Here is an 18,403-nt window from a genome sequence, read left to right as displayed (position 1 = left end):
TCGATACTGCTCCACAGCATTCATTTACCTGAGTCTTTAATCTAAAAGCCGGACCTCATGGGCTGCCTCCGCAGATCAATGATGCGTCTTTTATAAATCGCTTTTCCATCCAACTCTGCTGGCTTTTGTCTTTCAAAGCTGATGGCAAGATTTGCTGACTCCAAGGAAGGTGCCAGATGCGACTCGTCAAATGCCCGATATAACTGTTGATACATGTCCGCTCCTGCTGTCTTGCCTCCCACCCCAATGACCAGTCTTTCGCCTTCATCGGTGGTGTGGATGCGAGCATCAAAATCGGTGACGTGATCAATTCCAAAAATGACTTCTTCCAAATCTGACATGGTCAGCTTACTTCCATTTGAAAGTTTAACGGAAGATCTCAAACGGCATTGAATTTTATCCAATGTTTTCAATATTGTTCCACATGTGCAGGGTGTGGTTAGAAGACGACTCAGATCACCTGTTCGATAACGAATCAAAGGCATTCCCCGGCGTGTCAGTGTGGTGAAGACCACTTCGCCCCATTCACCATCTCCAAGAGAAACCCCTGTAAGGGGGTCAATGATCTCGACAAATAGATCCGCTTCCCTTAAATGGTATCCCTGAAAACCGTGGCATTCCACGCCACCGCCAAGCCCCATTTCTGTCATCCCATAATGTTGAAAAACCCGGCAGCCCCAGTTTTCTTCAATGGTTCGCTTGACGCCACTGGAAACATAGTCCGTACTCAGTAGCGCACTATGCAAAGTGCCCTTTTGTCGTATGAAAGCTGCATGTTCTCCTTTTGCAAGCGCCAAGAGTTGTTGTGGTATTCCCACAATGACATTAATGCGCCTGTTAACCAACAGGTTTTCCACCTGAGCTGTATCATCCACTACACCATACACCAATGTCTCCGCGTTCATGCGGCTCAGGGCTTTTTTTAACAGGTCACCAATGCTTCCAGGGCTGGCACCAGGCAGCAATACCAGCACCTGATCCCCTGGATTGGTAAAGGTGGACATCCCTATGTGAAAAAAATCAGTGGTCAGTTCCTGGTCATCCTGAGTAAAACAAATCCTTTTGGGCTGGCCTGTGGTTCCTGAAGTCTGGAGGGTCACTATACGGCTGATGTCATCTTGCGTGACGCAAATCATCCGGTGCCCTTCAGACCTCAGGTCTTCTTCTGTTGTCCATGGCATAAGCCTGATGTCATCCAGCGTTTTTATATCTTCTGGCTCTATGTGACTCAGCTTCTGCTGATAATAACGGCTATTTCTTTTGGCATATGCCACCGTGTACCTGATTCGATTCAGTTGGTACCTCTCAAGGATTTGTCGATTGAAGACTGTCGGCTCGCCGGTTATTTTTTCCCTGATCCAGTTCTCCAGCGGTGTTTTTTCAATCAATGAGATGACCTCCTATGAAGCGCATTCCCTGAAGAGCTGGTGATATTATAGGCGCAGAATGGAATCAGTTCGTTACTGTCGGCATCAAAAATAGCCACACTGCATTTTTTGAGCCGGCTCAGATCAAGGTTCCACACATCTTGAAAAGCCATGCAGGTAATACTGAAGCCTGCATTTCGAATGCGATTCAGATAAGCATCCCACTCGGTGAAATCATAAAGATCAGACTTAGGGTTCTGTCCCTCTTTTTCCATGTGACTGGAAGCCATTTCCCACTTTTTCTTCACAAAGTCTCTTGCATTGACAATCTCTGATGTTTGCTTTTCCTGTTGACAACCACATCCGCCCTGTGATGACAGGGAACGAACGGCACCTCCCTCATCCACCACGAAGCTTCCTTTGAAGGAGCAGAGGGAACATCCTGTTTTAAGAGGTTTCAGATCTTTCATCTGAATTTTTCCGTCAGTTTGAATCTCAATTTGCCGGATTACTTCCGGTAATGTGATGCGTTGCGTATCTGAAGGCATATGGGGATACTTTCCAAAGTAGCTGACAGGCTGAAAATGGACTCCCCGAACAGTTGGCAGGTACTGAAGAGCAAACTCAATGATTTCACCTATCTGGTGAGTATTTATTCCAGGTACAAGGGTGGGCACCAGTACCGTTCCCAGTTCGTACTTTCGGCAGTTTTCAATGGCTTTCTTCTTCATATCCAGTCGCATATGGCCCCGCAGATTTTCATACACATCATCACTCACACCGTCAAACTGTAAAAAAACTGCTGAAAGACCCGCTTCCTTCAATGCTTCCACATAGGCTTCATCTTCTGCCAGCCGCTGGCCATTGGTATTGAGCTGAATGTAGGGCAGCCCTTCCTGCTTGCCGCTTTTAACAATTTGGGGAAGGTCATCCCGAAGGGTGGGTTCACCACCAGAAAGCTGTATGTTAAAGGGCCGGTCTTCACTGATGTGAACCAAATGACGAAAGATGGCTCCAATTCGTTCAATGGAAGGGTCTGTTGATTGTGCTTTGGCAACGTCTGCGTAACAGACGGTGCATTGCTGATCACACCGGGAAGTCACTTCCACCAGTACACAGCAAGCCTGCTGTTGATGCTTCCCGCAAATACCGCAATCGTAAGGGCACCCTTTGCCATGAACTTTAGGAGCATACAGCGGCGGATCATTCACCGTTTCCTGCTGCCACTGCTCATAATCCGGTTTTCCTCGCCACAATATGGTTCGGAAATCGCCATGCTCTGTACAAGTCTTGACCATGCTCACCAGATGATCATTGCGAACAATATGCGCCTCCAACTTTCTCAGACATACCGGGCATAAGCTTTCAGTCATCGATACCTGGTGCTCTTCAATGAACTTCATGGTCACCGCCTTCCTCTCTATGCGTTTTCCTCCAGTAATGCCCTGACTTTTTCATAGGTCATCACCACCAGATTCTCACACACTTCTCCCTGTCTCCCTTCGTTTCCTTTCAGCAAAGTGGCACAATCGCAACTTTCAAAAGTTTCCTCAAACCAGCCTACCAGCTGAGGCACCAGTTCCAGCGCTCCTTTTTCCGGGTCATAATAAGAAAGCAGACAGGCGCCGCCGCTTAGTGCGCCACACAGTTTGCCTGAACATAACCCGCCACAGAGTCCTTTCATTGCATTGATAAGGTCCTTGTTCTCTTTTTTCTGATCGTCCAAACCCAGTTGCAGCAGCATTTGTGAACAGCAGTAACCCTTTAGTCGATAATCCATTAGCTTTTCCAGGTAATCCATCATCAGAATTCCCCCTGTGAATCCTCAGTTCCTTTTACGGGCAACACACAGAAAATAACCCATTTTCACCTTGCTGTTGCATGGCGTCCACCTATCATCCACTGGCTGATGAGTGATCATCTTCCAAAAATCAGCGGCTGATCCAAAATTCATGATCATTGAGGCCACCATTGAATGAAGGTGGTGGGTCTCATCTTCCATAAGTTCCACATTAAAACCATTATTTTGCAACATGTGATCAAGGTCCTTCAGCCTCATCGGACTCATTAAGCAGCTTTCGATGCCGGCATTGCCGTCAACAGCCATTAACTCCTGTTGTCGCTGGTACATGTCTGTTAACATCAAACAGCCTTGTGGCTTCAACGTGCGATGAACTTCCTGCAAAACTTTTTCTTTTGATTCCATGAGAGAAAAGCTGCACTCCATGAGAACGCCATCAAATGAAGCCGTGGGAAATGGAAGCGCTTCAGCCTTTCCTTCTATCAGGTTTAATGACCCGTACTTTTTTTTCCCCTTTTCAACAAGAAGCGGAGAAGCATCTAACCCGGCACAAGTATAATCATAGTGTTGCTGGATGAAATCAACGGTGGCTCCCATACCGCAACCCAAGTCCAACAGCTTGCTTTTAGAATAGAAATCGCCATACTCCAATGCTTTCATTGTCAGCTGAAACCCACCGGGTCTGATGGAGCCGTCAGTGAGCTCCTCAAAAAGTGGGTTTTCATACAGTTTAATCTTTTCTTCTCTGCCCATGATCTCCATCTTCCTTGCCTCTCCTTACTTGTCTTCCAGGGTTTTTTCCACTTCCAGCATCTTCCCCATGGCAAGATCCTCCGGGACATAGACTTCCTGGCATCTGGGACACGCCAGTAATACCGCCGGGAAAGTGCTTTTCATATAAGTAATGTGCACCTTACGGGGCTCCAACAACACATGACATTTGACACAGGTGAGACCATCTTCGTTTTTCAGTTCTTCTTTCATGGTAACCTCCTGTCCGTCCACACGAGAAACCAGGGAAAATAGAAGTTGTTACAGGCTGTATTTCCGATGTTCATTCTCTTTCACCTGCCGGTTGATTTCAAGCCTGTGACTATAGGCTTTATGAACCAGGAAGCTGGTTTCTTCAATGCTGTATTCCACCCAATAGGTAATGATTCCGGGCCTGAGCTTCGCAGTATAATGATTGTTATTGGGATGATAGATTTTATTGTTAGTGGTCTCTGCGTGATAAATCACCTGCTGAATATCTGAAAGCAGGATCAGGCGATCATTCATGACTTGTTCCATCTTCGGGGAGAAACGTACTACAATGCTTTCATGGTCCTCTGGCTGACGATCCATATCATCCCTCCAAACTTCTTTCAGCAGTCGCTGCTTCAGTTTAATCCGATTTTCATGACGCTGACTGAAGGTGAGCTGATTACTTTCACCACGCCAATCCTCCTGAGAAAGATCCCGGTGGATCAGGTCAAAAATGTGCCAACAGGTTTTGCCCTGTTTCGAAAAATAATCATGGCACATTTGACAGTAAACAATGTAATCTTGCTGACTTTCTCCAATCCGGTCAGCTACCATTTCCTGTGCCAGCTGTCTGTTGGCGAAGGAAACCAGTCCTCCATAGCCGCAGCATTTGGACTTTTCTCCACTGAATGGAAGCTCTTGAATCTCAAACCCTTTGGAAATAAGGATGTGACGCACTGCCTGATGAACCCGTGGTTCGTTTTTTGCAGTACAGGCGTCATGGATTGAGATTTTACGATGATGTCCGGCAGGCGTCCCTTGAAAAGGAAGTCCCCTCTGGCAGTAAATCTCCCAAATGGATTGCACCACATGATCTGACAGTGCTTCTTTAAAGATTTTATGACAGGTGGAGCAAGCTGTTATGATGAGAGGTTTTCCAGCTTCTTCCCAGGTTTTTGTGAAAATTTCAAGTGTATTTTTGAATAATGGGTCTCTTCCTGCCCATGCGGCCGGCGCACCACAGCAGCCTAAATTCAAACCCACACCTCCTGCCAGATGAGTTGTCAGGTACTCATAGGCCTTCATCACGTGCTCAGGCGCAAGCGCTGCTATTTGACATCCCGGATAAAACATATACTGACTGCTCTTCATTCCCGGCTGATGTCTGAAAAGCTGGAAATAGTCACTGTTGCTGAACTGCATGTCACGAATGGGGAAATCATGAATGGCTTCTGGCATGGCATTTTTCGCAACAAGTTCCTCTTTAGCAGTGGCACATACCTCTCCCATATTCAATGCGTTGGGGCATCGTTCTTCACAAAGCCCACAATACGTGCAGGAGTTCACCATATGTTTTGTCTGTCGAATACCCATCATGATATTCACGTTGTTGGCAATTTCACGCACGTATTTTTTGGGGTAACTCCCGTAGGATTGCAGAAATTTGCAGCTTTTCACGCATTCCATGCATTCACATTGAATACAGCGCGCCGCTTCTGCTGCTGCCTCATCTGCTGAATATCCCCCGCCCTCATCGACAGGAGGCACTGGTGCCCAATGTTCAACAGACTGGATATTTGTATATAAGCGGGTTTTGTAGGCTCCCTCATGATGGCGGCCCTCTGTCAGTGAAACTTTCTTCACAAATCGATCAATGGATATCGCCGCACTTCGACCTTCCGCAATGGATGTAATGGGTGAGTAATCAGCCTGGTTCCGGGTCATGCTTCCTCCCGCAAAAACACCGCTGACTTCTGTGGACAAAGTCTGCAGATCAATTTCCAAAGACTGAGTCTTCCCTGTAGCAACCATCCCCGCTTGCATTGTTCCCATTCCAAGAAAGACAGCATCATATGCATCAATGATTGTGTCAAACGGCTTGTCGCGTCCTATTTCACAGCCCATAAAAAACTGGATTCCAGTACTTTTTAAAAAGTCAAAGTCTTCATCAATCAGTTGTTTGGGTAACCTTTCAGAAGAAAAACCCCTGATTTGCCCCCCTATTTCAGCCTTTTTTTCATATACGTGCACCACATGCCCTTTTTCATACAGAAGCAAGGCTGCTGTTAATCCGCTGAGTCCTGCGCCAATCACCGCCACTCGATGATCGGTTTTTTTGAAAATCCTGATTTTTTTGGTTGCGATGATTCCCAACGTCGTACAGGTTTTTTCGATTTCTCTGATCTGCAGGGAACCTCCCATTTCTTTTCTCATGCAGACATCCTGACATGGCTGATCACACACGCTGCTGATGATGCGTGGAAAGGGGATCTTCTTCTGATAAACCCGCAGTGCTTCTTCCAGCTCGCCTTTTTGCATATGTAACATCATCTGTTTTACATCCACGTGAACAGGACAACGGGACTCACAGGCAGGTGGATCACTCTGGGTACATCGATCTTCATAAGCCCTGATTTCCGTGCGCTTCATGCAACGTCACTCCTTAAAAGCTGAAAGGCAGTTCACACAGCCCTTTCATTTCACTATCCGCCATGATGTAAAGGCAGGGGAATCATACGCTGACATTTCCCCTGCTCGTTTCCTCCCATCAGGTCTTCAGCAATACCAGGAACATCTGAGATGATTATTCAATTTCCTGAAGGGCAGCCAATACTTTTTCCGGCAACGCTGGAAGTTCCCGAATACGGGCCCCGCATGCCTGATAAATGGCATTGATAATGGAGGCATGGGGAGAACTCAATGGCAGCTCACCAACACCGGATGCTCCAAAGGGGCCATGCTCTCTGGGTGTTTCAAAATACACCACTTCCATTTCATCCGGCGCATCCATGATGGTGGGTATGCCGCAGCGGGCCAGATTCGTGTGCCGGGACAAGTCCTCAAAATCTTCTGAGAGCGCCAGCCCAATGCCTTGAACCAAACCGCCATACATCTGTCCATCCACCACCGTCTTATTGATGATCGTCCCACAGTCAGTCACCAATGTCATTTTGTTCACGGTTGTTTTACCTGTGGTCACATCCACTTCAACCTCTGACATGACAATGCCATACATGTACTGCATCATTGGTGTTCCCTGGCCCGTATCCTTGTCAATCATCGCACAGTATGCACCTGAAGCAAAGTTGCCCACATACCTCAGATCAAGCCCTTCGTTGGCCATTTCTTCATAAGATCGGAAAGTGCCATCTTCTTTTTTCATCGCTTCAATCAACTTTTCACAGGCGTGTTTGATGGCATTTCCGAAGAATACCTGTCCACGACTGCCTGCAGAAACACCACCGTCAGGGCAAATGGCTGTATCATTCATCACCAGCTGTATTTTTTCCAGCGGAATCCCCAAAGGTCTTAATGATTCATGAGCAATCGCCAATGTACCCATGTCTGATCCCTGTCCATGGTCTTGCCAGCAATTGTAAATGGCTACCCCTCCGGCTGGCAAAAGCTCGGCCCAGGCTTCTGAAAAGTCTGCAAAGTCACCGCCTACACAATAGTTTGCCAGTGATAATCCCACACCATATTTTTTCGTTTCTGCTGACTTGGCTTTCGCCTCTTTAACTGCTTTCTCATAATGCGGTCTCAGATAATCAAACATCTCCGGCCAGGTGAACACCTCTGGCGTGGCACCCACCGGTGTGGTGGCCCCTGGTCGATAAACGTTCTTATAGCGCATTTCAAAAGGATCCATTCCCATCTTCGCTGCCAACTCATCCACCAGACATTCACTGGCAAAAAGGGCCTGTGGCGATCCGTATGATCTGAATGCTGTTCCATAGGCATGATTGGTGCACACAGCCGATGATTTGCCCCGAATATTTTTGATATCATAACCGGCACCCACAAACATATTGCCTTTGAATGCCAGGCAGTCGCCCCATTCAGAGTAGGCTCCGTGATCAAAAATGATATCGTATTCCATTCCTGTCAGCATGCCTTCTTCATCAGCTGCCATACGAATATCTGTATAAGATGAAGAACGTTTGCCCGTATAGGTAATGGTCTGGAACATATCAAATTCAAGATAGCACGGTTTTCCCGTTGCCATGACGGCAACACCCAACAATGCTTCATTGGTTGGACTCAGCTTATAACCAAAGGTGGCTCCCATATTGTTTTGAATCAGTCTGATATTTTCTGCTTCGATTCCCAATGCTTCCCGAATCATTTCAATGTGTACATACAGGCAAATGCTTTTGGAATGGATGGTCAGTCTGCCCTCTTCATCATAATAACCAAATCCCACATCGGGTTCTAAAATCAGGTGAGGCTGCCTGGTGGTATAATAGCTGGCTTCGGCAACATGTGCTGCTTTTTCAAAGATTGGCTTCGTCTCTTCACCCTTGATGGTTGGCTGTTCGAAATACACATTGGGTGTACCGGGGTGAATTTCAATGGCATCATCTGCCATTGCCTCAGGCGCATTCATATAGGCTGGTAACTCTTCCAGCTCCACCACGACTTTTTCCGCAGCCGCTTTTGCATGTTCAGGTGTGTCGGCACAGACAATGGCCAGTGCATCTCCAAACTGGAACACTTTTTCGTCACACAGAATTGGTCTGTCAAAGCCATCGCCTTTGTTCCATGGGAACAGCGCCATGCCATTGATTCGATTGGTCCCTTGAACATCCTTATGTGTTAAAACAGCTTCCACCCCTGGCATTTTCTCAGCTTCGCTGGTATCAATGCTCTTGATAAGGGCGTGTGACACTTTTGCCTGTACCAGTTCAAGATGCAGTGTCTCTGGGGGCATTTTAAGTCCCAGATCTGCACCATAATCGTACGTTCCGCTGACTTTTGCCAGTGCTGAAGGCCGGGGGATCCATGAGCCTAAAATCGAGTCGCCTGCTTTGTGTTGGTAAAGCAGGGCTTCCACATCCATTTCACCACGGATCACTTTGGCTGCATCCATGACTGCATCAACAATGGGCTTATAGCCTGTGCACCGACACACATTTCTGTGCTTCTGGAACCATTCTCTTACTTCCTGCCTTGTTGGTGACTGGTTCTCTTCCAGCAGCCCTTTGGCCGAAACAATAAATCCAGGAGTACAGAAACCGCATTGAGCAGAACCATGTTTGGCAAAGGCCACCTGCAATGGATGCATGTGATCTTTGTTTCCAACGCCTTCGATGGTGGTAATGATGGAACCGTTTTCCACTTTTTTCATTTTAACAACACAGGATCGCACCACTTTACCGTTAAGAATCACTGAACAAATACCGCACTGTCCGGCTTTACATCCTACTTTTGTACCCGTTAGTCCAAGCTGCTTTCGGATGACATTGGAGAGAAGATCTTCAGAATCAACGACTAAACTGATTTCATTCCCATTGACATGAAGCACTTTTCGACACATTTTTTTCATTTCTTCTGCCATTTTGCACCAGCCTCCTTTTTGTGTGGAACATATGACCTTCCATCTTATCTGTGTCTTGTATCGACCCCTTTCAGAGTATCCATTCAATCGCTGTCAACCCTCTTCTCTCTTACCTTTGCTGTTTCTTATTTCACTTTGACCATAGAGAGCTCCATGTTCATGGCTGTGAGATTCACCCTCTGCATGGGTGAAGAGTTCCAGCTGCCGGCCAGCCATTTTTTCAACTGCCTCCAAAACAGTCAGACCTGTCCCTTTATAACGGGTAACCTGCTCTTTTGCCAGAATATCAAATCCTTCTTTTTCAATGATTCCAGAGATCACAGCTTCACAGTCATTTTCAACAATCAGCAATGCCAGTTCCAGTATAGATGCTGTTTTCGGCATCGGATCAGCTGTCATCAACTCACCGGTATCGTCATCCAGTTCAAGAATAAAAAGTGTATCCTCGGTCTGCAGACGCTTTCCGATGACAGCCTTTGTGTCGCAACCATGTGCTGCGGCAGCAATTTTCATGATTATGCCTCCCCATCCCAGGCAGAAATAGTTAATTAATTAACAATTTAATTTAAAACCACTCTCTTTTTTCCACATTTATTCATCTCATTATTGATACCAATTGTTCTTCTATCAATCAGCAGAAGTGTACTCCTTCGGCAAATATCGACCTATCAAAAGTGCCAGCATTCCTCCCAGCATTGCAGTATAAAACTGAGGCAGAGAAAAAGCATGAATCAGCCTGTCCGGCATTCCAGGCATAAACTGAGCAGCAATCAAACGAATAGAAGACGCCATGATGGCGTATTTAAACAACGCTGCTGCCACCAGCGCCATCATTTGATTGATTCGTTTCATCTTGATTGCAGCCCCATAAAAAACAGTGATAAACGCCGCATTCCCCAGCACCACAACAGGTACCAGCAAAGGCATTGGCATAATGCCAAGCATAAATGCCATTACCGGGGTTATACAGCCGATCATTACCGCGTGGAAAGGACCCACAGTCAACACGGCCAACAGCAAGGTCATATTGACTAAAGGCCCTACAACTGGTTGGGCAAATGGCATGAACCCAATTTGAAAAATAAGTGCCAAGGCCAATAATACTGCTGATTTCGTTAATTGGTGATGAAGTATGCCGGCATTTTTTTGTACAGGTTCTGTCATTGGAAATCACCATCCTTTTCATATTAGAGAACATCTGTTAAAGCACACAAAAAACTCCCTTGTTGTGCAAAGGAGTTTTGAACCGTTCCATTAAACGGCACCGCAACCAAAGACGTGAAATCCTGCCTACGCCTCAGCCATTTCCTCCTTTCCACACTGGGAGGCACTGCCGTTTCCAGCAATACCCTACAGGCTAGAAAACCATGACTTGTGTTGTAGGTTTTCTAGCTCGGAGTCATTCTATGAAGATTGATTAAATGATAGCAAAGAACGATCAGATTGTCAATCTATTATCATTTTTCCCTCAATTATAACATTTGCGTCATTTTTTTAGTAGTTTTTTTCAGCATTCGTGAAAATGCTATTCGTTGGCTCTTTTTCTCCTGCCAAAGCACACATGATACTTATGATGGTTCGATTTTTCCAACGTTAAATGTGACAAGCCCCTTATTCTTGACAATTCACTTCGATTTCGACAAGATTGCCCAGAAACCAGGGTTGATTATCATCACTGGGGTCACCCTTCCGTTGTCCCATGAACAGTCTTGGACGCTGTCGGTCATAATCGTCTTCCGTCAGTGGGCGCGGTGTCCACTGGACTGGCCCTTGCGGTACCTGATCATCAAACATTGCAGCTGCATAAAGAGCAATCACAGGGTCAACCCTGGTTTCGTTGGCGAGGGTGAGGCCGGGGTAATAATAACGGTTGGTCAGTGCTCCCAGCGATGATTGATAAGTGAGCCCGTCGCTGGCGAAGAAGGTTATGGCAAGTTGAGGATTGACCGTCACATCACCTGTCTGAAGCAACCCCAGAAGAGAATACCCTTTCACTCGCCAGATTTTGTGAAATCCCAAATGATTGTTGGATGAGAAAAAAACTTCCTGAAAGTGTTGATTTGCCAGTGTCCACTGAGATGGGTTCAGCACCACTGGTCGCTTTAAGGCCGTTCCAGAAACCACGACACTTCCCGGTTCATGGGCCGGATCATAATAATCCTTCAATGATTTCACTCCTTTCGTTCCTGTCCCACCACAATACGCACCAGCTCCCTGAGAAACATTGGCTGATTAATATCACTGGGATGATCCTGTTGCTGCCCCATGTATAGCCTGGGCCACTGAGGGTCACGATCTGAAGCTGTCAGCTCTTGGGTCTGCCAGTGCACTGGCGGTTGTGGTTCAATGGCATCGAAGACTTCTTTTCGATAGAAGCCGATGAGCGGTCCAATGAGCTGGCCTGTATCTGTCGTTAAGTCTGAGAAGTAGTAGCGATTCTGAAGAGAGCTCCACTTCTCGCTGTAAATCACCCCATCAGCAGATTCAAAGGTGATCAAGTAATCCTCATCAGTTTTTAATCCAGCTTCTTTCAAAAGGGATCCCAGGTCATACCCTTTCACCAACCATATTTTATGGAATCCCAAATTATTATTGGAAGAATAATAGCGTTCTGTCCACCAGGGGTGATTCAACTGCCATTCAGAAGGATTCAGCACCAGCTCATTTTCCAATCCGTCTCCAGTAATGATAAGTGCCCCCGGTTCAGCTTGAACCCGAGGTGTCATCTCCCGAAACTCTTTTTCAGAAGCTTCCACTGGTTCATAATCTTCGGAAGAAACTATGATTTTAGACCCTTCTGATTCGTTATCATCAGAGTGGCTGTTAGTGGCTTCAATTTTGTCAGTTTCGTCAACTGCTTTTCCAGCCTCATGAAAATCCTTGGGATCACTGGATTCAACTGCTTCGTCAGGTGCCTCCAACTCGTCAGGCACATGGATTTCTTCCACCGCTTCAGAAACTTGCTGTTCAGCAGCAGTCTCCCGCGTTACTTCTTCTGCCGGTTCCACCTCTTTTTCTATTCCGCAGCCGGTCATGCAGCTCATCATCAGCAACAGTAACAGCAACACGCCTGCCATAAAAATGGTCTTGCCCGCCAAACAGCCACATCTGCGCCAATGAGTCATCCTCACGCCATCAACCCCTTCCATCATACCATCTTATCTCAAAGCCGCCCAGATGATTCCAAAAACCAGGGGAATCACAGCCATCCCCCTTTTCTCTGCTTTTGACATTAACAGCGTTTCCCGATACTCTCTGTGATCCGTCAAACCAAAAGCTCTTATTTCCATGGATACCGTCAGTGTATCCACTCTTCCCAGTACCGAGATCACCAATGGTACTAACAAGTATCGAATACTGCGCACCAGTTTGGCAGGCGATAACCCCTCAAGATCGATTCCTTTGGCCATCTGAGCGTTTTTGATTTGATTTAGTTCCAGATGAAACAGCGGGATGAATCTCAGTGCTGTGATCAGCATGAAGCCTGCCCGATAAGGAAGACCAGCCTGCATCAGTGTGTACGCCAGTTGATTGGGATTCGTGATGGCAACAAACAAATAGCTTGATCCGATGACATTGATAAAGCGAAATACCATTGCCAGCCCTCCCAGAAGCCCTTCCGACCAAACTTCAAATGAAAAAAAACTCCCCTGGAAATGCCAGAGAAGCACTCCCGTTCTAACCCATAATACCTGGGCCAGCAACATCATTAACCCAAACAGCAGGATCCACCGCAATTTGCGAATAAAGAAATCCCATCCCAATCCTGCTGCTCCATAAGCACTGATGAGAATGACCAATAACAACATTCCTCCAGCCACAGAGGTCACCAGCATGGCACAGATGCTAAAGCTAATCAGCAGCATCAATTTGACACCTGGATGAACTCGATGCAGCGATGAAGTTCCTTCCACATAACTCAGTCCCGGAAAAAACCCCTTCGATATCGGCGAACTCGTTTTACTTTTTGGTGAACAGGCTGCCTTCATCAGTCTCCCCCTTCTTCACCGATCTGCACATGTCCACAGGCTGGCAGGTATTCATGGTGTCCTTGGGCTTTCAACATTTGAAAGGCCTCTGCCGTAGGTGCATCAATAGCGATGCTTCCATCCTTCACAAACAGGATCCGTTGGCAGAAAGTTTCCACCACTGCCGGTTCGTGACATACCATCAGTACTGATCCACCCTGCCTTCGATGATACTGAAGCACATTCATCAAAGTCAGCATCCGTTCTCGGTCCTGGCCCACCAATGGTTCATCAAGAATAAGGAGAGATGGACCATAGGCCAGCACCGACACCAATGCCAATCTCTTTTTTTCTCCCAGACTGAGGGTAAAGGGATTCTTCTCCCGATATTGGATCAGATGGAAATCCTCCAATAGATTTCCGGTTATCTCCTCAACAGCGTCAGAAGAAGTCTCGCTGAGAAAGGAGGCCGGCAGCAGCGCTTCACGCCATACACTGTTTTCAAATAACTGGTGATGGGGATTTTGAAAAACCAGTCCCATATGCCGGGCACGATAAGCTACTTTTTTCCCAGTCATCTCTTCCTGCTGAAACCAGATTTTTCCTCCAGAAGGTTTGATGATTCCAAGTAAAGAAAGGATCAACGTGGTTTTGCCACTCCCATTGTCACCCATAAGGGCAACGGTTTCACCTGGCGAAAGTTGAAAGCTCACATCTGACAAAACCACTCGGTCTTCATACCCTGCCTGAAGATGTTCCACACTGAGCAAGGCTTGCTCAGCCACAGATACTTCTTCGTCACTTGCCTTACTGTGCCTGCTTTGATCGCATGATTCGAAGGCCTCAGGTACATAGCTGGTTTGAGATGCCGCCTCCAACCCTCCCTGGAGCATTACAGCCCTGTCAATGCTACTTGCAATCCTTCCTTGATCCATCCGGATCAATCGGTCCGTCCATGGCAGCACCTGTTCCAGTCGGTGTTCAATAATCACCAGAGAAACGGCCTGTTCCCGCTGCAGTTTCGCCAGCACTTGCAGCACTTCCCTGGTGCAACGGGGGTCCAGATTGGCGGTGGGTTCATCCAAAATCAGGAGAGCAGGTTTCATGGCCAGTACCGAAGCAATGGCGACACGTTGTTTTTCTCCTCCTGATAAGGTGTGCACCTGACGATGAAACAAATGCATACCATCCACTGCCTCGAGAGATGTGATGACTCGGCTTCGAATCTCTTCCGGCGGTACACACAGATTTTCGGGACCAAAGGCCACCTCATCAGCGACGGTGAGGGTGCAGAGCTGCCCCTCGGGATCTTGCTGAACAAGTCCCACAATTCCCGAAAGCCCTCCCTCAGGGTACTTACGGGTATCGTGTCCCTGAATCAGTACTTCCCCCATCATTTCTCCCGGAAAAGCAGTGGGGATAAAACCGGCGAGGCACATGGCCAGCGTGGACTTGCCACACCCACTGGGTCCCGTAATGGTGATAAACTCCCCAGGGTAAAGACGTAGATCCACCTGTGATAATGCAGCATTCTGTTCCCCTTGATACGTAAACGTAAGTTGATTGATTTCAATCACAGGTGTCATCTCTTTTTTCCCTCTCTGCATTTGGCCTTACTATTGACGTTCTCCAACCGATTATCGGACCACAAGACGATTCACCATTTTAACCCAATGGCCGCCAGGGTAAGCGCCGGCTATCAGTCTTAGTGTGTCTGATTCTTCAATCAAAACCATTTCATGGTCATCCATCACGTCCTGCAAATTGAAAGTCACTGTATAGCCGTCTGAAGCAATCACTTCCAAAGTAACAGCATCAGGCAATGGTTCCACCTGTTTCAGGATTACCCATATGGGGATGCCTGTGTATTCCTGAGGTGGCACATGGGTGATCTCACCAATCAGCTCTGCTGTAATGGTGGTGGTTGCATCGGACATTTGTGACAGGTTCAGGGTCGCCGGATTCTCCACAGCCCCTTCCACCCGCAGAGCTGGCCCTCTGCCCGGCAGTTCGAACACGAAGGTAAAGTAGTAGAGTGCTCCTGCAGATAAGGCAAGGGTCAGCCCCAGAGTGATCCAGTGCCTTCCTTTCAACCGCTGACGTTTGTGATCAGCCTGAAAATCATGGCTGGCAGCACCACTCATACGAATGGGACGTGCCTGAAAAACCATTTCCATAACACTCATGGCAAAGCTTCCTCCCAACAATGCGCCAGAAAAAAAAGCCAGAGTGCTGATGAAAAAGAGATAGGTGATGGGCGCTCCCGAAAAGTAGAGGAGCTGAAACATCACCACATTGGAAGCAGCAGCCAGTCCACCGGCGAGCATATAAGCCGGCAGTGAATGACGCCGCCACAGCAGCAGGACCACTTCCACCAGAAATCCCTGTACCAACGAGATCATGACGATTACTACGCCATGAGTACTCCCTGTGAGAAGTTCAATGACTCCTTTCAATAATCCGGCCATCGTGGCAGCCCCTGGTTTACGCACCAATCCTGCCGCCAGCACAATCCAAAATACATGCAACCCGGCAACAAATTGACCTGCACCAAAGGGAACCCCCAGCATCCGATTTAGCAAATTTCCCAGGTAGCCCACATAGGTGCTCATCACACCTCCCAATCCGCTGAGGATGGCAATGATCAGCAAGTCACGGTTGTGCCAGTAGCGCGCTTTTCCTGAGTCAGTCTTTAAGGTGTTGTTTCTTGTTGATTCCATGGAATCACCTCCAGGCGGTTGACCATTCGAACCCATACACTGCCTGCTGATAAATAATCATGCCCTCCCAAACCTGGCAATGAAGTCTTCAGCAGATTCTCGTTATCAAACACACCATCATCCGGTAAAAAAGCTATTCGGTAGCCATCTTCCCATTCGGGTAAAGTTGATTGATTATAGGCGATAGCCAACACCATATCTCCCTGTTCATCGTACCATCCCGATGACTCAGGATACACATTTTCATAGGCAAAATCCTGTCGATAGCCATCCCAGGAATGAACCCGCAGGAAATCATCAAGTGTCATACCCCCCACCAAGTCAACCAGGTCTTTCACTGGAACACCACGGTAAGTTCCTTCTCCCCGAAAATTGCCATGAAAATTCTGAAAGCTTCCCTTTCGTGATAAAACAGCCATTTCATCCAGGGTATCCGCTGGCAGAATGAGATCACCTTTGCTGCCAGTGATCACCACATCAGTGCTGCGCGGAGGCGCTTCCACTGGAATCGGTGTCACCAGCAAAGGTTTTGCCAGAGTGACCAACGTATAGTGATAAAAACCACCTTCATCTTCTGATGCATAGAGCCGGGCACCAGCACCACCACTGATCACATGGTCGACTCCTGCTTCATTGCGATGATGGAACAAATGCACATGACCGGCAAAAACTCCCTGAACCTTCAGTTCAGGCTCAGCTATCAGTTCATAGAAGGCCTCTGCTCCACCGATATCAAGAAAGCCATGGCTGCGACCCCGGGGATCCGCTGGCGGACAGTGCATGAACAAGAGTTGCTGGGTGTCTTTCACGTGGTTTAACTGTGCTTCCAGTCGACTGAGTTGCTCCCCTGTCATGTTCAGGGAAGAAGTATCCAACAGAAGAAACTTGAAATCTCCCAATTGAAAGCCGGTTTCCCGGGGACCTATCAATGATTCAAAGTATGCCATTCCATCTCCTCTGACATCGTGATTGCCAGGCACCGCATACCAGGGAATGGTCAGGGCTTCCATGGTCTCCAGAAAGGCACTGTATTCTTCCGGTTGTCCTGATGGCACCAGATCGCCCAGATGGATAAGAAGGCTTGCTTCGGTTTCATTGATTTCTTCAATGATCCGAGCCAGCACATCATCGTTTCCCTGATTGTCGCCCACAACCGCCATGATCAGGGGTTTCTGTGGCAGGTTCCGGCTCCAGTCTGCATAAATGCTCTGAGGTTCAGATGTCAACGGCACCTGCATCATAACAGAAGTAGGTGTGAGGGTTTCAAAGGCGACAGGCGTCATCCTTGTTGTCTCTCCTGTTTGTTCATGGATCACCTGAAGATGAGCTGCCCATACATTTTTCAGATTTATTCTCATCATTTGTCCATCTTTTTCAGCTTCCGGTAAGTGGATGATGGTTTCAGGCGCTGTTGCGCGAACCTGAAGCTTATCTTTCTCATGAGCAGTCACCACTCCTCCGATGACACCTACTTCAACGTTTTTTTCAGCCAGTGGAACACAGGCGCAGCAGGCAAACAGGATCACCAGTAAACCAGTCAGTACCCAATGATAGGGAGTTGTCAGCCGTTCATTATGGCTATTAGCACTTTGCAGGTCTCTCATTTCAAAATCCTCTCCATCACTTAACTTCCAATGTGATGATATGTCTCACCCAATAAGGTTTGTTCACATCACCTGGCTCCCGTTGACCAATCACCAGCTGGAATGGATTTCCTTGATCCGGGTCAAAGGCCTGACCCGCCTGTTCCCAGGCAATGATCATGGGATAGGTGCTATCAGGATTTTGCTCGTCCAGATAGTCTTTCCGTTGAACCTCTTCCAATGTGTACGTCACCTGATAGCCATCTTCAGCTACAATGGTCACCTGGGTGGCATCAGTCTTCAGTTGAACGGTTTCCTGCAGCAAATGCCACAGCCAGACGCCTTTGAAAGCAGTGTATTCCCTTGTTCCGTAAGAGTTTAGGGAAAAGAAGTCGGCTTCCACCAATCCGGCCTCCATTCCTTTCATTTGTTCCAGGCTTACCTTTGCAGGAGCCAGAATGCCTTCCCCATTGATTTCGATTACAGCCTTGTCGTCCCCGGTTTTTTCACTGCGACAACCATTTGTAAATAAAACAGTCAGCAGCAGTATACCCAGTAATAATCGAAGCCATTTCTTATGAGCAGAGGTGTATCCTATGGTCATTCCGTATTCGCCGCCTTCCTGTTACCTTTGGTTCCTCTTTCTCATCTGCCTTCAGGGTT

The 18,403-nt window shown here is 47.4% G+C and carries 16 protein-coding genes and 1 riboswitch; all 16 genes read right to left on the bottom strand.

What is annotated here, in order from left to right; genetic code table 11:
• Positions 1–41: 41 nt before the first annotated feature.
• Positions 42–1,388 (bottom strand): DVU_1553 family AMP-dependent CoA ligase, encoded by a 1,347-nt coding sequence (locus AAIG11_RS04305; protein ID WP_343185030.1) that lies wholly within the window; start codon positions 1,386–1,388, stop codon positions 42–44.
• Complete coding sequence (trsS, locus tag AAIG11_RS04300) at positions 1,385–2,770, bottom strand: radical SAM (seleno)protein TrsS (RefSeq protein WP_283407664.1); 1,386 nt, start codon at positions 2,768–2,770, stop codon at positions 1,385–1,387. The genes AAIG11_RS04305 and trsS overlap by 4 nt, the downstream gene beginning before the upstream one ends.
• A 17-nt stretch (positions 2,771–2,787) precedes the next feature.
• Positions 2,788–3,171 (bottom strand): DVU_1555 family C-GCAxxG-C-C protein, encoded by a 384-nt coding sequence (locus AAIG11_RS04295; RefSeq protein WP_283407665.1) that lies wholly within the window; start codon positions 3,169–3,171, stop codon positions 2,788–2,790.
• Positions 3,172–3,192: 21 nt separating this feature from the next.
• Positions 3,193–3,930, bottom strand: a complete 738-nt coding sequence (gene trsM, locus AAIG11_RS04290) for a DVU_1556 family methyltransferase (protein WP_283407666.1) — start codon at positions 3,928–3,930, stop codon at positions 3,193–3,195.
• A gap of 15 nt (positions 3,931–3,945) precedes the next feature.
• Positions 3,946–4,152: a DVU_1557 family redox protein gene (locus AAIG11_RS04285; protein WP_283407667.1), complete on the bottom strand. Its 207-nt coding sequence runs from the start codon at positions 4,150–4,152 to the stop codon at positions 3,946–3,948.
• 48 nt (positions 4,153–4,200) lie between these two features.
• Positions 4,201–6,561 (bottom strand): pyridine nucleotide-disulfide oxidoreductase/dicluster-binding protein, encoded by a 2,361-nt coding sequence (locus AAIG11_RS04280; protein WP_343185029.1) that lies wholly within the window; start codon positions 6,559–6,561, stop codon positions 4,201–4,203.
• A gap of 154 nt (positions 6,562–6,715) precedes the next feature.
• Positions 6,716–9,448: a molybdopterin-dependent aldehyde oxidoreductase gene (locus AAIG11_RS04275; protein WP_283407914.1), complete on the bottom strand. Its 2,733-nt coding sequence runs from the start codon at positions 9,446–9,448 to the stop codon at positions 6,716–6,718.
• 114 nt (positions 9,449–9,562) lie between these two features.
• On the bottom strand, positions 9,563–9,982 hold the full coding sequence (locus AAIG11_RS04270) for a NifB/NifX family molybdenum-iron cluster-binding protein (protein WP_283407669.1): 420 nt from the start codon (positions 9,980–9,982) through the stop codon (positions 9,563–9,565).
• Positions 9,983–10,096: 114 nt separating this feature from the next.
• Positions 10,097–10,633, bottom strand: a complete 537-nt coding sequence (locus tag AAIG11_RS04265) for an ECF transporter S component (RefSeq protein ID WP_283407670.1) — start codon at positions 10,631–10,633, stop codon at positions 10,097–10,099.
• 128 nt (positions 10,634–10,761) lie between these two features.
• Positions 10,762–10,880: riboswitch (molybdenum cofactor riboswitch) on the bottom strand.
• A gap of 200 nt (positions 10,881–11,080) precedes the next feature.
• Entirely contained in the window at positions 11,081–11,644 is a 564-nt protein-coding gene (locus tag AAIG11_RS04260) for a hypothetical protein (protein WP_343185028.1), read from the bottom strand.
• Positions 11,641–12,600: a hypothetical protein gene (locus AAIG11_RS04255; RefSeq protein WP_283407672.1), complete on the bottom strand. Its 960-nt coding sequence runs from the start codon at positions 12,598–12,600 to the stop codon at positions 11,641–11,643. The genes AAIG11_RS04260 and AAIG11_RS04255 overlap by 4 nt, the downstream gene beginning before the upstream one ends.
• A gap of 27 nt (positions 12,601–12,627) precedes the next feature.
• Positions 12,628–13,458, bottom strand: coding sequence for an energy-coupling factor transporter transmembrane component T family protein (locus AAIG11_RS04250; RefSeq protein ID WP_283407673.1), 831 nt, complete (start codon positions 13,456–13,458; stop codon positions 12,628–12,630).
• Positions 13,458–15,023, bottom strand: a complete 1,566-nt coding sequence (locus AAIG11_RS04245) for an ABC transporter ATP-binding protein (RefSeq protein ID WP_283407674.1) — start codon at positions 15,021–15,023, stop codon at positions 13,458–13,460. Before AAIG11_RS04245 ends, AAIG11_RS04250 begins: the two co-directional genes overlap by 1 nt.
• 51 nt (positions 15,024–15,074) lie before the next feature.
• The gene (locus AAIG11_RS04240; RefSeq protein WP_283407675.1) at positions 15,075–16,157 is read right to left on the bottom strand and encodes an ECF transporter S component; all 1,083 of its coding nucleotides are present in this window, start codon (positions 16,155–16,157) and stop codon (positions 15,075–15,077) included.
• Positions 16,130–17,761 carry a metallophosphoesterase family protein gene (locus AAIG11_RS04235; protein ID WP_283407676.1) on the bottom strand — a complete coding sequence of 544 codons (1,632 nt, stop codon included), beginning with the start codon at positions 17,759–17,761 and terminating at the stop codon, positions 16,130–16,132. The genes AAIG11_RS04240 and AAIG11_RS04235 overlap by 28 nt, the downstream gene beginning before the upstream one ends.
• A gap of 16 nt (positions 17,762–17,777) precedes the next feature.
• Positions 17,778–18,344, bottom strand: a complete 567-nt coding sequence (locus tag AAIG11_RS04230; protein ID WP_283407677.1) for a molybdopterin-dependent oxidoreductase — start codon at positions 18,342–18,344, stop codon at positions 17,778–17,780.
• Positions 18,345–18,403: the final 59 nt, after the last annotated feature.

The sequence above is a fragment of the Anoxynatronum sibiricum genome (assembly GCF_039414295.1).
GTDB lineage: Bacteria > Bacillota > Clostridia > Peptostreptococcales > Tindalliaceae > Anoxynatronum > Anoxynatronum sibiricum.
The sequence above is the reverse complement of the archived record's forward strand: the minus strand, read 5'-3'. Positions and strand labels throughout refer to the sequence as shown.

Coding starts and splice junctions, on each gene's coding strand:
- AAIG11_RS04275 (WP_283407914.1), bottom strand. CDS start 9,448: ATGTGTCGAAAAGTGCTTCATGTCAATGGGAATGAAATCAGTTTAGTC.
- AAIG11_RS04235 (WP_283407676.1), bottom strand. CDS start 17,761: ATGAGAGACCTGCAAAGTGCTAATAGCCATAATGAACGGCTGACAACT.
- AAIG11_RS04240 (WP_283407675.1), bottom strand. CDS start 16,157: ATGGAATCAACAAGAAACAACACCTTAAAGACTGACTCAGGAAAAGCG.
- AAIG11_RS04250 (WP_283407673.1), bottom strand. CDS start 13,458: ATGAAGGCAGCCTGTTCACCAAAAAGTAAAACGAGTTCGCCGATATCG.
- AAIG11_RS04265 (WP_283407670.1), bottom strand. CDS start 10,633: ATGACAGAACCTGTACAAAAAAATGCCGGCATACTTCATCACCAATTA.
- AAIG11_RS04280 (WP_343185029.1), bottom strand. CDS start 6,561: ATGAAGCGCACGGAAATCAGGGCTTATGAAGATCGATGTACCCAGAGT.
- AAIG11_RS04245 (WP_283407674.1), bottom strand. CDS start 15,023: ATGACACCTGTGATTGAAATCAATCAACTTACGTTTACGTATCAAGGG.
- trsS (WP_283407664.1), bottom strand. CDS start 2,770: ATGAAGTTCATTGAAGAGCACCAGGTATCGATGACTGAAAGCTTATGC.
- AAIG11_RS04295 (WP_283407665.1), bottom strand. CDS start 3,171: ATGATGGATTACCTGGAAAAGCTAATGGATTATCGACTAAAGGGTTAC.
- AAIG11_RS04230 (WP_283407677.1), bottom strand. CDS start 18,344: ATGACCATAGGATACACCTCTGCTCATAAGAAATGGCTTCGATTATTA.
- AAIG11_RS04285 (WP_283407667.1), bottom strand. CDS start 4,152: ATGAAAGAAGAACTGAAAAACGAAGATGGTCTCACCTGTGTCAAATGT.
- trsM (WP_283407666.1), bottom strand. CDS start 3,930: ATGGAGATCATGGGCAGAGAAGAAAAGATTAAACTGTATGAAAACCCA.
- AAIG11_RS04270 (WP_283407669.1), bottom strand. CDS start 9,982: ATGAAAATTGCTGCCGCAGCACATGGTTGCGACACAAAGGCTGTCATC.